Below are 13,379 nucleotides of genomic sequence, written 5' to 3' on the forward strand. Positions count from 1 at the left end.
TCGAGCTGTGCACAAGTCACTTCTTCTGGAAGCTCGATCTCTAGCACACCGAGTTCGATACGGACTATCATAGACATGCGGACTCCTCTCTTCTCTCGGTTTGGTAACCTCACTGAAGGACGAGTCCGCATCTTTGTCAACCAGCCCCCAGTTTGTGATGCTTCCTATGATTCCCACGCGTTTGCGGTATTGCCTTATGATGTCCTAGGATGCAAGTTCGTCTCATAAAGAAGTCTAGGCCCCGTGATCCTCGTCCGCATAGCTGCTCTTTCCGTAGATGCCACCTCAAATCAACCGGTGATAATCCTGCGCCCGTTGGATGAGGAAGGCTCCTCTGCTCGCCTGCTCCCCATCTGGATCGGCCACTCCGAAGCGGCCTCGATCCTCATCGCGCTGCAGAACATCGAGTCCCCGCGCCCTATGACCCACGACCTGCTACACAACATCATCACCACACTCGGCCAAACGGTGGATCGGGTCGAGATCACTCGGCTCGACGGCGGCACCTTCTACGCATCTGTGATCCTGGCCTCCGAAGGCACCTCGCTAACAGTGGACGCGCGACCAAGCGACTCGATCGCACTCGCTGTTCGCACCGGGTCGCCCATCTACGTCGCCGAGGAGGTCTTCACCGAGGCCTCGATCATCGCCGACCAGCTCCAGGAGATGGACGAGGAGGCGCAGGTCGAGGAGTTCCGAGCTTTCCTCGACGATGTCGACCCCAGCGACTTCCAGGGCTGAACGCTCGCCCTTCGGCGTCTAGCGGCTCACTCGTATCGCAGAGCGGCTATCGGCTCGAGCTTCGACGCGCGCCACGCCGGATACACTCCAAAGAACACCCCGACACCCGCCGAGAAGAAGAAGGCCAGTCCTACAGCCCACGCCGTGACCTGAGTCGGGACTACCGCTTGTAGCGCCAGCGCACCGCCCCACCCTATCATCACGCCAATCAGCCCACCCAGGACCGAAAGCATGACCGCCTCGATCACGAACTGTGCCATGATGTCGTAGGTCTTAGCACCCACGGCTTTGCGGATACCGATCTCCCGGGTCCTCTCGGAGACGCTCACCAGCATGATGTTCATAATGCCAACGCCGCCCACGAGAAGCGATATCCCAGCTATGCCGGCGAGCATCACCGTCAGCGTCCCGAGCAAGGTCGAGAGCATCCCCAGGGTCTGCTCCTGCGTCATGACGCTGAACTCCTCGCCCAAGGAGGGCCTCAGTGTTCGCTCTATCTGCGCCTGGACCGATTCGATTCGATCCGCCTCGGCGGCTCGTACGATTATCGAGCTCAAATCGGTGGTGTCTAGCACCCTTTGCGCTGCGCTGAGCGGCATGAAGATCTGGTTGTCCTGATCGCCTGTAAGCGAGCCGCCCTGTGCAGCGAGGTGCCCGATCACGGTGAACCTGATGCCGTTGATATCGATCTCGCGGCCGATGGGATCTTGGAACGGGAAGAGGTTGTCGCGCACCCGGCTGCCGAGGATCACGACCCGCGATCCCGCCATCACCTCGCTGCGGCGATAGTGCCTGCCCCCGATGTAGTCAGCCGTGAAGACCTCTCCGGCGTACTCGTTGCTTCCTGCGACTGTGGAGCGCATGGTTCGGTTGCCTGAACGTAGCGTGACCGGCCCTTGTACGACCGGCACCACTCGATGTTCCTCGCTAAGCCGACTGGCGAGCAGTTCGACCTCAGCCCCGGTTAGCGGGCGATTGATCGAGAAGCCGCCCCCGCCTCCGCCATCCTCCATATTGCCGGCAAAGACGAAGATGAGATTGCTACCCAAGCCCTCGATGGTCCCGGTGACCTCGTCTTGGACCCCAGTGCCGATCGCCACCAACAAGATGACCGCCGCAACACCGATGATCACGCCGAGCATGGTCAGCAAGCTCCGGACCCTGTTCGCATTCAAGGCTCTGATAGCGATTCGGACGCTTTCCCAGATGTTCATCGGGGGGTCCCAGCCGCTTCGCTCGCAGCCTGAGCCGCTAGCATAGCTTCCAGGTTGGCTTTGGCGTCGATCCGTTCGAGCACCGTCTCCTGCCGGACGATCAGGCCATCGCCCAAGTGGATGATCCTCTGTCCATGAGAGGCTACCGCATGGTCATGCGTGACAAGCACGACCGTGATACCCTCGGAGTTGAGTCGCTGGAGAATAGCCATGATCTCCACGCCCGAGCGCGAATCGAGGTTGCCCGTGGGCTCGTCGGCGAGTACGATGCTCGGCTTGGTGACGAGCGCCCGTGCGATAGCGACTCTCTGCTGCTGACCACCTGAGAGCTGATTAGGCAGATGGTGGATGCGATCAGCAAGACCCACCTGGTCAAGGGCCTCTTTGGCCGCTTTGGCTCTGTCGGAGGCGGACATTCCTGCATAAATGAGCGGCAGCTCGACGTTGGCCTGAGCCGTCGTCCTAGCAAGCAGGTTGAAAGCCTGGAAGACGAAGCCTATCCGCTTGTTCCGGACCGCCGCAAGTTTGTTGGGCTCCATGTCCGAAACCTCTTCGCCCTCAACTTTGACGGTGCCCGACGTCGGCAGGTCGAGAAGACCGATGACGTGCATCAGCGTCGACTTGCCGGAGCCCGATGGCCCCATGATAGCTAGCATCTCACCGGCGTTGACATCGAGGTCGACTCCGCGAAGCGCATGGACCTCTACTTCATCGAGGACGTACGTCTTCGTCACGCCCGTCGCAGTCAACACCGGACGCACCATCCCGTTGCCAGCTAGGCTTTTCGCAGATGCCGAAGAAAAAGGTCGGTCTTGTGTTGCGCTCATTCTGCAGGTCGCACTCGCAATCCATCAGTCAGTTCCGTGGGGCCCGACAAAGCGACTTCATCGCCCTCCTCGAGTCCTGACAGTACCTGCGCCTCAGTCTCGGTGACTGTTCCGACTTCCACCCGAGTACGAACCAATGTCTGTCCGTTGGTCAGCACATAGACGTGAGTCTGTCCGCCTTCATCGAAGAGCGCTTCGATTGGTATCGTCATAGCCTCAGAGATGGCCTCGATCTCAATCTCGGCATCTCCCTGCATACCGTCTCTCAGTTCTACGTCGGCCGGCACTTCGGCAAGCTCGATGTAGACCAGGAATGTCGTACCTCCGGTCGCGGTTATTTCAGCGATCGGCGAGATTCTCGTCACCACTCCGCTCAACTCCGCCAACGGAAATGCGTCCACCCTGATGAGTGCCTTCTTATCTTCGGCCACCCGCGCAATGTCGGCCTCATCAACCTGTGCGACAAACTGCCCAGTTGTCATATTCACGACCGAGAAAGGTGCTGCTTGAGGGGAAACGGGCGTTCCGATGGTCGGTTTTACAGCTGGAGCTCCCGGTATCGCGGATCCGGCCGAGCGGAACACCACAACCCCGTTTACGGGTGCAACCAGTGCGGATTCATCCAAGTTCCTTTGCGCTAGCGCCACTGCATCCCTGGCTTGGCTGATAGCAGCTCGAGCAGCCCGACGCTCGGGGGACAGATCTGTGCTCTCAAGTCTGTCTTGCTGGGCTTTGGCTGTCAGATATCCGATGTGGGCCTGATCCCGTGCCGCTAACGCCTGCTGGCGAGCTGCGGCTTCGTTCGCTGCGACTAAACCGGCCTCCCGTTGTTGGGCTGCGATGTGGGCCTGTCGAGCCTGCAGCATGGTAGCCTCTGCTGCGACACGAGCTCCTTCAAGCGTGGGCGTGGGTGAAGCCTCATGAGCACTCCGCGCGGCTTCGAAAGCAACCGTAGCCTGCTCATGCGCCCTACGAGTTTCTTGGGTTACCCTGCGCGCAGCTTCGACTTCTGCGGCCATCGGTCCCGGTCCACCAGATGCTCCCGCTGCCTTTGCCGCTGCTTGATACTGCCTCCAGGCCACGTCCGTTGCCGTACGAGCTGCACGAAGCTCACCGCTCCCCGGCTCCTGTCGCTCAATCGCAGCGAGCTGGGATTCGGCTTGAACGAGGCCCGCCTCAGCCTGTTTTAGCTGCAACTCGAAGGGCTCACGCTCAAGCGTGGCGATTACAGTTCCTGATGCGACCTGCTGTCCTTCTTCTACAAGTATCGCTTCTATAACTCCCGGACTCCGAGGAAACACATCCCCTCGCTCGCCCATCTCTATCTGTCCGGAGGCTGTCACAGCCACCCCGAGGGTTTCTACCCTCACGGCCGCTGTCTCCACTTCGACTACTGCCGAACGGGTTCCCAGGATTGCTGCCGCGGCGCCGGCTCCAATCAGGAGCAGCACTATGAACCCGACTATCAGTTTCGTCTTGCGTGACAATTGCTGCCTCCTTCGCTTCCTATTACCGTTTCGGCAATAGCAAAACTGTATCCAACATCGAACAACCAGTTCTTACCCTTTGTTCAGAGCATCCAACAATGGGGGCAGGGCGACTATGGTTTCGAGTGCGTGATCCACGCCAGGCCCTAGCACGGTAGCCTCTGGAAATGGACCCCATAGAGCCGCGACGCTAACCGCCCCGGCCGCATTTGCTGCCTCCATGTCGAATTCACTATCCCCAACGTACACGCATTCCGAGGCCTTTACGCCGAAGCGCTCAGCGGCCAAGTAGAGGGGCTCCGGTTCTGGTTTGTGGCTGTCGGTGTCATCGCAGCTCACAAGGATATCGACGTACTGATCAAGCCCTGTGACAGCAAGGCCTCGTCTGGCGGCTTCACCCGCCTTCGATGTGACGACCCCAATCGGATAACCCTTAGCCTTGAGCGCCGCTAAGGTTTCACCGGTGTTTGGGTACGACTTTACCCAAGCGTCATGGTGAATCGCATTGTGTTCTCTGTAGACTCGAAGTAGCTCATCCGAATGCTCCCGCGAGAAGCCTCTCAGCTGCTTCACCAACGGAGTTCCGATATTTCGCATGAGCTGCTCATCTGTCAGAGCCAGGCCAAGAACAGTACTAAGGGCGTGCCTCAACGAGGCAACTATCAGCGGTATCGAGTCGATCAGGGTTCCGTCAAGGTCGAACAGCACTACCCTTACGGTTCGCCGAGGACTGCTGACATCATTCATCGCTTCTGCAGCATGGCTCGATGATGAGTTATTCGCCGCCCTCATCTCCATCATCGAATTCCTCGCTGACCAAGTCCTCTGCATCGGCCAGACGTCTGTCTTCTTGAACTGTGCCCGGCGCTCCTTGGTCTTCGGCTGTCTCGATCTGCATGGCCGTCTGTCCTTCGACCATTCCCTTGCTTTTATTGGCTTTCTTCCCCGCTGAAACCCGGGCTATGGCCACGACCTTGTCTGTAGGCCCGACGTTCATGACCTTGACGCCCTGAGTGGAGCGGCCCAGCTTGGAGATATCGTCCGCCTTCACCCGGATGACTACGCCCTCCAGGCTGATCAGCATCAATTCGTGCTGTGGCTGGATGATCTTCATCCCGGCCAAAAGCCCCTTCTTCTCCGTTACCTGTATGGTCCTGACCCCTTGTCCGCCACGCCGCTGGACCGGATAGGCATCAACAGGGGTACGCTTGCCGAATCCACGCTCCGTCACCACGAAAAGTTCGGAGTTGCTGGGGGCTATCTCCATGCCCAGGGCCGCCTCCCCTTCCTTGATGTTCATGCCTTTGACTCCCATGGTGTCGCGCCCCATAGGCCGAGCATCGCTCTCATTCCAAACGATTGCCTTACCCGCCGATGAAACCATCACGACGTGCTCTCCCGACTTGACCCGCTTGACGGCGATCAGCTCATCTCCGGATCTGAGGTTAATCGCTATAAGTCCGTCCCGCCTGCTCCGGTCGTAGGCCTGAAGGGCGGTCTTCTTGACCATTCCGGCCCTTGTTGCGAAGAGGAGGTAATCATCCGGTCCGAACTCTCGGGTGGTGATAGCGGCGGCTATCTTCTCACCCTGCTCAAATGGTAATAGATTGACTGCAGCTGTTCCTCGGGCGTGCCTTGACCCCACAGGGAGCTCGTGAACTTTCAGGCGGTACACCTTACCCTTTGTGGAAAAGAACAGCACGTAGTCATGGGTGGAACTGATGAATAGATGTTCAACCAGATCGCTTTCTTTGAGATTGAGTCCGCTGACTCCCTTTCCGCCTCTTTTCTGCTGTCTGTATGTGGCCACAGGCAGCCTCTTCACGTAACCAGCTCTGGTGATTGTGACCACCATGTCCTCTTCGGCTATAAGGTCCTCAACATCGAGATCAGCAACTGTGCCGGCCAACTCAGTTCTTCTCGGGTTCGCAAACTTCTCCCTAATCTCTGTCAGTTCATCCTTGATGATCTGGAGCACTAGGTTTACATCGCCTAGAACTTGCTTGTACCAAGCGATCCTCTCGCGTAATCCATTGAGCTCTTCGTCGATTTTGCCTCTTTCTAGGCCCGTTAGACGCCTGAGCCTCATCTCAAGGATGGCGTCTACTTGTGCGTCTGAGAAGCCGAACCTCTCGACTAAGCTGGCTTTTGCCTGATGATCGTCTGCGCTTCCTCTTATGATCCTGATAACCTCATCGATATGGTCTAGCGCAATAACGTAGCCGTCGAGGATATGTGCCCTCTCCTCGGCTTTCCGAAGATCGAAGGTCGTCCGGCGAACAACCACTTCCTTTTGGTGCTCGATGTAGTGTTTAAGCATCTCTGGCATGGTCAGTGTCTTTGGTACGCGATTGACCAGAGCCAGCATGATTATGCCGACGCCCGTCTGAAGCTGAGTGTGTTTGAAGAGCTTGTTGAGCACGACCTGAGGAATGCAAGAGTTCTTCAGCTCTACGACTATACGCATGCCTTTTCTGTCAGACTCATCTCTCAGATCCGATATCTCTGTGAGCTTCTTCTCCCTTACCAGCTCTGCGATTTTTGTCACTAGCTTTGACTTGTTCACCGTGTAGGGGATCTCGGTGATGATGATACGCATGCGCCCTGTCGAGGTCTGTTCTATGTGAGCCTTACCCCTGACTCTGATGGAGCCGCGCCCTGTGGCATAGTAGTCGGCTATACCCTCCCTGCCCATAATGGATCCCCCGGTTGGGAAGTCAGGTCCTGGCATCACCTGCATGATGTCTGCTGCACTGGCGTCCGGGTTGTCTATCATCAAGAGAACAGCGTCTATCGCCTCACCGAGGTTGTGCGGAGGAATGTTGGTTGCCATACCTACGGCGATGCCGGCCACCCCGTTGACGATTAGATTAGGGAATCTGGCTGGGAGCACCAATGGTTCTTGTAGCGATTCGTCGTAGTTGGGCCCAAAGTCCACGGTTTCTTTATCGAGGTCACGAAGCAGCTCCGAAGCAATTTTACGCAACCGCGCTTCTGTATACCGCATCGCCGCAGCGCGATCGCCGTCTACGGATCCGAAGTTACCATGTCCGTCGATAAGCGGCTCTCGCATCGAGAAGTCTTGGGCAAGACGCACCATCGTGTCGTATACCGCCGCATCTCCGTGCGGGTGGTACTTACCTATTACTTCACCCACAGTCCAAGCGGACTTCTTGTAAGCCCTTCCCGGCGTAAGTCCTGACTCGTTCATCGCATGTAGAATCCGGCGATGCACTGGCTTGAGTCCGTCCCTAACATCAGGCAAGGCCCTCGCTACAATGACACTCATCGAGTATTCGAGAAACGACTCTCTGAGCTCTTGCTGAATATCTACTGGAAGTACCGTTGATTCAAAAAGTTCCTCGGACACTCTATCGTTCTCCTCGTCGCTTCGTATACCTTATGGCGGTCCAAGCGGCTATACCAATGAAGCCGCCTCCGAAGACTATCAAGATAAGCCCACCGGTCGCTCCAGCAACGCCGGCTTGAGCAGTCCGGACTGTTGCCACCACACCCCAAACCACCATCATCAGTCCCACTGCTCCCAAAAAGAGGGAGCTTAAGAGGCTTACCGTGCGAAGCTCTTTGCCAGAGTCGGACTCTTGCATGGATAACTGAACAAGCATGCCCTCTAACTGCTCTGGCACCACTTTGGGCCTTGAGGACTCCTCGTTCGATCCTGCCTGAAGCTGTGGTTTTAGAGGCAAAGGCTGCTGCGGTGTTTCTTCCGCCTCTTTGACTGGTTGAGGCGAATCGGCTTGCTGCTCCCATGGAGGGGGCCTGAATTCAGGTGCTTTCTTACGTTTAGGCAGGTCTTCCATTTCTGTATTCCATATCGCGCTAGACATCCAGGAAGCGAACATCCCTTGCATGTCTCTGAATGAATTCCTTACGTGGCTCGACGTTGTCCCCCATCAAGTCGGTGAACGCCTTTTCAGCTGCAAAGGCATCATCCAATGTTACCCGCATGAGAGTTCTCGTAGTGGGATCCATGGTGGTCTCCCATAGTTGCTCGGGATTCATTTCTCCCAAACCTTTGTATCGCTGCAAGGTTACCTTCGTTGTCTGGGGAAGCGTCGCTAGAATTTGCTGTAATTGTTTATCGCTGTACGCATAGTCTGTTTTTCTACCGTAAGAGATCTTGAACAACGGCGGCTGCGCGATGTAAACGTAACCGTGCTCTATCATCTCTCTCATGTACCTATAGAAAAATGTCAGTATGAGACAGCGTATATGGGCCCCGTCGACATCCGCGTCGGTCATGATTATCGCTTTATGATAGCGAGCCTGGGTGATGTCAAACTCATCGGCTATTCCAGTCCCCAGTGCAGTAATCATTGCCTGAATCTCTTCAGATCCCAGAGATCGACTAAGCCCAGCCTTCTCTACGTTCAGAATCTTCCCCTTAAGGGGTAGGATCGCTTGGAAAGAGCGGTCCCTAGCCTGTTTTGCGGATCCCCCCGCCGAGTCTCCCTCCACAAAGTAGACTTCTGCGAGCTCTGCATCTTTGATCGAACAGTCGGCAAGTTTGCCTGGTAGAGTCGACGACTCTAACAGGCCCTTGCGGCGCGTCAATTCTCTCGCTTTCCTGGCGGCGGCCCTAGCTTTTGCAGCCTGGGCTGCTTTTGCAACGATCAGCCGAGCCGGCTTTGGGTGTTCCTCTAGATACTCTGCGAAAGCTTGTGTAACTGTCGACTGAACAAAGCCACGAATCTCCGTGTTCCCCAGTTTGGTCTTGGTTTGTCCCTCAAACTGAGGATCGCGAAGTTTGACGGAGATAACACAAGCTAGGCCCTCTCTAATGTCCTCGCCTGAAAGGTTGTCCTCTTTTTCTTTGAGGATGTTCTGTCTCCGCGCGTAGTCGTTTACTGTCCTTGTGATTGCGTTCTTGAACCCATCGAGGTGAGTTCCTCCTTCATGGGTATTGATGTTATTGGCGAAGGCTAGCACTGAGTCCGAGTAGCCATTGTTCCACTGCATGGCAATTTCGACATGCCCTTCGGCGGCCTCTGCTTCAAAATGGATTATGCGGCTATGTATAGTATCTTTCTTCTCGTTCAAATACTTCACAAAGTCAACGATTCCACCCGCGTACTTGAACTCCTCAACTCTTGGGTCATCTTCTCTTTCATCCGTAAGACGAATTTTCAGATTCTTGTTTAGGAAAGCCGTTTCTCTGAACCTAGTGGCCAGAACATCAAAATCGAAATTAAGCGTTTCAAAGATGTCTGGGTCTGGGCTAAAGGTGATTTTGGTGCCGGTCCCTTTAGTTTTCCCGCCTTCTGAAATGGAAGTTAGGGGTTTTCCGTATCCGTAATCCTGTGTGAATATCTTGCCGTCTCGCTTCACCTCGACTACAAGTTTGCTAGACAGGGCATTAACCACTGAAACCCCTACGCCGTGTAATCCACCCGAAACCTTGTATCCCTCTCCACCGAACTTCCCCCCAGCATGCAGGATAGTTAATACTACCTCTAAGGTTGGTTTTTTGAGTTTTGGATGCTTATCTACTGGTATTCCACGACCATCGTCGATCACGGTTACTGAATTGTCGTTATGAATGAATACATCGACGAAAGAACAGAATCCCGCAAGAGCCTCATCAACCGAGTTGTCGACCACCTCGTAGACTAGGTGGTGTAGACCCTTTGATCCTGTTGACCCGATATACATTCCGGGTCTTTTTCGTACAGCTTCTAGGCCCTCTAGGACCTGAATATCTTTACCGGAGTATGAATTCGTCGGCACTAAGCTCTCCTATAAACTGGTCAATATGGAAGCACAATATGTGCTCAGCCAGGAGTTATGATAGCACAACCTGTTGTATATCTTTGTTGTGGTGGTTGGCCTCTAATCTTTGGTCGACGCCCCTTTCTTGATCTCGAGATCCAAGGCTGTAACCTTGATTGCAAGGTCTCTGAGGTGTTCGTTATGTATACAACTTACACTCTTCTCAAGGTTGAACTTTTCGTCATCATCAAGGGGGATTTTCTTAATAACGGGTTTATTTTGAGCCATTGTTTTGCCGATGTCGTCAGACTCAGTAGTGTTGTTGACAACATAGAACACAATGTCCCTTAATGAGGCCTTACTGTTTCCTGTCGTATTGTTGATTTGAAGAATTAGATCGTGTTTGATTGCAGATAATTCTGTTGCCCAAGCCGACGAGGTAACCGCAACCTTAACCACTCCGTTCTTGAAACTGACAACCTTGGTGTTGGATGAAATTTGGGCACCAACGAGGTTATGCCACACTGATATGAGAACGGAAAGGTGGATAAAGTTCTGATTCTTACGTATACCTTTGTGATCACTAAGTAGGTTTCGGATGGGCACTAAAGACATCTATCCGCATCCTAAATTCAGACGCTAGTTTATCCGGACGGGCATGATCACATACATATATCCATCCCGATCTTCAGATCTGATCAGTCCTGGTTTTAGTGGACTCACAACATTTAAATTGATTGTGTCTCCAATGGAAGCATTGATTCCATCGAGAAGGTAATTGTGGTTATATGCCATCTCTACATCGACACCACTCACTTCTGCAAACACCTCTTCTTTGGCATTTCCTATATCTTGACTAGTGGATATCAGAGTAAGTTTGTTATCTTCTGTTGATACCATCAGGCGTATTGATGTGTTGTGTTGTGTAAGTATTGCGACTCTCTTTACAGCTTCGAGTAGGTCCTTTTTGTTCACTTTAAGGGTTGTCTGGAAATCAGTTGGGATTAACTGCTTGTAGTTCGGGAAGGTGCCTTCAATCCTTCTTGTGATAAACGTGTCTTTAGCTACATCCATAATGATTTGATTATCGGTTATGGCTATTGAGAGCATGTCGCCAGTAGTGGACTTGACTACATCCTCGAATATTTTACCGGGAATGATTACCTCGAGGTTTTCGTTATTGTTTTCCAGCATGACACTACTAACCGCAAGTCTATATGAGTCGGTTGCCACCATAGTGAGTTTTGAATCGGTTATTGTCATATAGATTCCGGTTAGTATAGGCCTGGTTTCATCCCTACTGATCGCCTTATTTACTTCTTGGAGTGATTCCAAGATAACTAGCCGGGGAATCAAGATTTTTTGACTGATATCTAATACGGGAAACTTAGGAAACTCCTCACTCTGCAACGTTGATAGAGTGAATAAAGAGCGTTCACATTTTATTTGGAGACTATTGTTTTCAACGACCAAACTAACGGAAGCTGATGGAAATGATTTGATTATCTCTGAAAACAGGCGTCCGGGGACTACAACGACACCAGGCTCGGAAACTCTGCTTTGAATCACTGATCTAACAGATATCTCTAAATCTGTTGTGGATAGGGTTACCTGACCATCGGCACTTGCTTCTATCCGTACTCCAGACAAAATCGGGATTGTGGATCTCGAGGATAAACCTTTTGTAATCACAACAATCGACCTGAGTAGTTCTTCCTTGTCAACAACTAGGTTCATGGTAGTTACTACTCCTTAAATTCAATGAACTTTAAACAACAGTAATAGTAATAGGACTACTTTGTGTTGATAACTACTTTTCCTACAGCTAAACCCATCAATCTTAAGACATCAAACTTGTTGATATTGATACTCGAGTATGGGGAAAATTCCCTACAGATAATACCACCCGTTCTAAAATCAACAATTCGTCCACATGTTATTAGACACCTATCCACGATAAATGAAACCTAATTCCTCTGCTTGATTATGTTGGTCAACTCCTGGATCTGGCTGTAGACTTCTCTTTCGCCGGCCATCATGTTTTGAATCTTCGCTGTTGCATGCATTACGGTCGTGTGATCTCGTCCTCCAAACTCTCCACCTATTCTAGGTAATGAGAGATCGGTCAACTCACGAGCAAGATACATTGCGACCTGCCTAGGATAAACAATACTTTGGGACCTCTTACTACTTATCAATTCAGTATGGGTAATGGAGAAGAACTTACAAACCTCCTTTTGGATGGAGGATATAGAAATAGGCCTAGATCTACGCTCAGGAAAGATATCCTTCAACACACTACTGGCTAACTTGATATCTATCGTTTGTCTTGTTAGTGAGCTGTATGCCACAACGCGGATCAAGGCGCCCTCGAGTTCTCTAATATTCGATGAGATTCTATCGGCGATAAACATCATCACTTCAGAGGGCACATTTAGACGCTCAGTTTCTATTTTTCTTTTCAAGATCGCGATTCTTGTTTCGAGATCAGGAGGTTGAATGTCTGTAATCAAACCCATTTCAAAACGACTTCTCAACCGCTCTTCTAACATTGCGATGTCTTTTGGGGGCCTGTCAGACGACAAAATCACTTGTTTGCCGGACTGCTGTAATGTATTGAATGTATGAAAGAACTCCTCTTGGGTCCCCTCCTTACCCTTTAAGAATTGAATATCGTCGATCAACAAGACGTCGTTAGTCCTATATTGTTTCCGAAAACCACCAATTCTCTTTTTGTCCCTATCGGCTATTGAGTTGATAAAGTCATTCGTGAATTGTTCGGATGTTACATAGCACACCTTCATATGAGGAAATCCTTGATTTACGTACTTGGCTATAGCGTGAAGTAAATGTGTCTTACCTAACCCTACCCCCCCATAAATAAAGAGCGGGTTATAGGCTCTACCAGGTGCTTCTGCGACAGCCAACGCTGCAGCATGAGCGAAACGGTTAGATGTTCCTATAACAAAGGAATCAAAAGTGTATTTTGGGTTCAATGTACTGAGCTTAGGTTCACTCGGAGATATTTTCGACAAAACTCGGTCCGAGGGAGGCAGTGGAGGTTCTAGTTGCTCATCCTTGAAACTTTGTCCAGTAGGCGTTGTTGGTTCCTCGTGAATAATGAACTTAACTACCAATGGCTCGTCTGTAACAGAGCGAAGGGCTGACGCAAGCAGGTCCGAGTACCGCGATTCGAGCCAATCCCTGGCAAATTCATTCTGGACTCCAATTATCAGACTCCCCCCTGAGATCTCGAGTGGGCTCATGTGCTCGAACCATGTCTTGAACGTAGGAGTGTTGAGCTCAGCACGAACAACATCAAGAACGCTAGCCCAAAGCGACGACATGGTGGAATCGGCCCTATCTATAACCATGAATAA

Annotated in this window: 11 protein-coding genes; 1 reads left to right on the top strand and 10 read right to left on the bottom strand. The window is 52.4% G+C overall.

From position 1 onward, the window contains the following. The first annotated feature begins 243 nt into the window (after positions 1 to 243). Positions 244 to 741, top strand: a complete 498-nt coding sequence (locus tag M1617_06705; GenBank protein MCL5887959.1) for a bifunctional nuclease family protein — start codon at positions 244 to 246, stop codon at positions 739 to 741. 26 nt (positions 742 to 767) lie between these two features. On the opposite strand, the gene M1617_06710 is transcribed toward M1617_06705, so the two are convergent. The 10 genes from M1617_06710 to dnaA form a co-directional block, all read right to left on the bottom strand. Next, positions 768 to 1,955, bottom strand: coding sequence for an ABC transporter permease (locus M1617_06710; GenBank protein MCL5887960.1), 1,188 nt, complete (start codon positions 1,953 to 1,955; stop codon positions 768 to 770). After that, a complete protein-coding gene (locus M1617_06715; protein MCL5887961.1) occupies positions 1,952 to 2,719 on the bottom strand; it encodes an ABC transporter ATP-binding protein in 768 nt (255 codons plus the stop codon). The genes M1617_06710 and M1617_06715 overlap by 4 nt, the downstream gene beginning before the upstream one ends. Positions 2,720 to 2,778: 59 nt before the next feature. Further along, entirely contained in the window at positions 2,779 to 4,269 is a 1,491-nt protein-coding gene (locus M1617_06720) for a biotin/lipoyl-binding protein (GenBank protein MCL5887962.1), read from the bottom strand. Positions 4,270 to 4,341: 72 nt separating this feature from the next. Beyond that, positions 4,342 to 5,070, bottom strand: coding sequence for an HAD-IIIA family hydrolase (locus tag M1617_06725; GenBank protein MCL5887963.1), 729 nt, complete (start codon positions 5,068 to 5,070; stop codon positions 4,342 to 4,344). Beyond that, entirely contained in the window at positions 5,045 to 7,639 is a 2,595-nt protein-coding gene (gyrA, locus tag M1617_06730; protein ID MCL5887964.1) for a DNA gyrase subunit A, read from the bottom strand. The genes M1617_06725 and gyrA overlap by 26 nt, the downstream gene beginning before the upstream one ends. Position 7,640: 1 nt before the next feature. Continuing rightward, a complete protein-coding gene (locus M1617_06735; GenBank protein ID MCL5887965.1) occupies positions 7,641 to 8,090 on the bottom strand; it encodes a DUF677 domain-containing protein in 450 nt (149 codons plus the stop codon). Between the two features lie 19 nt (positions 8,091 to 8,109). Then, a complete protein-coding gene (gene gyrB / locus M1617_06740; GenBank protein MCL5887966.1) occupies positions 8,110 to 10,017 on the bottom strand; it encodes a DNA topoisomerase (ATP-hydrolyzing) subunit B in 1,908 nt (635 codons plus the stop codon). Positions 10,018 to 10,119: 102 nt separating this feature from the next. Then, positions 10,120 to 10,614 carry a DUF721 domain-containing protein gene (locus tag M1617_06745; protein MCL5887967.1) on the bottom strand — a complete coding sequence of 165 codons (495 nt, stop codon included), beginning with the start codon at positions 10,612 to 10,614 and terminating at the stop codon, positions 10,120 to 10,122. Positions 10,615 to 10,638: 24 nt separating this feature from the next. Continuing rightward, positions 10,639 to 11,736, bottom strand: a complete 1,098-nt coding sequence (gene dnaN, locus M1617_06750) for a DNA polymerase III subunit beta (protein ID MCL5887968.1) — start codon at positions 11,734 to 11,736, stop codon at positions 10,639 to 10,641. 230 nt (positions 11,737 to 11,966) lie between these two features. Then, positions 11,967 to 13,346, bottom strand: a complete 1,380-nt coding sequence (dnaA, locus tag M1617_06755; protein ID MCL5887969.1) for a chromosomal replication initiator protein DnaA — start codon at positions 13,344 to 13,346, stop codon at positions 11,967 to 11,969. Between the last annotated feature and the right edge of the window lie 33 nt (positions 13,347 to 13,379).

It is taken from the genome of Actinomycetota bacterium (assembly GCA_023488435.1).
Classification (GTDB): domain Bacteria; phylum Actinomycetota; class Coriobacteriia; order Anaerosomatales; family UBA912; genus UBA912.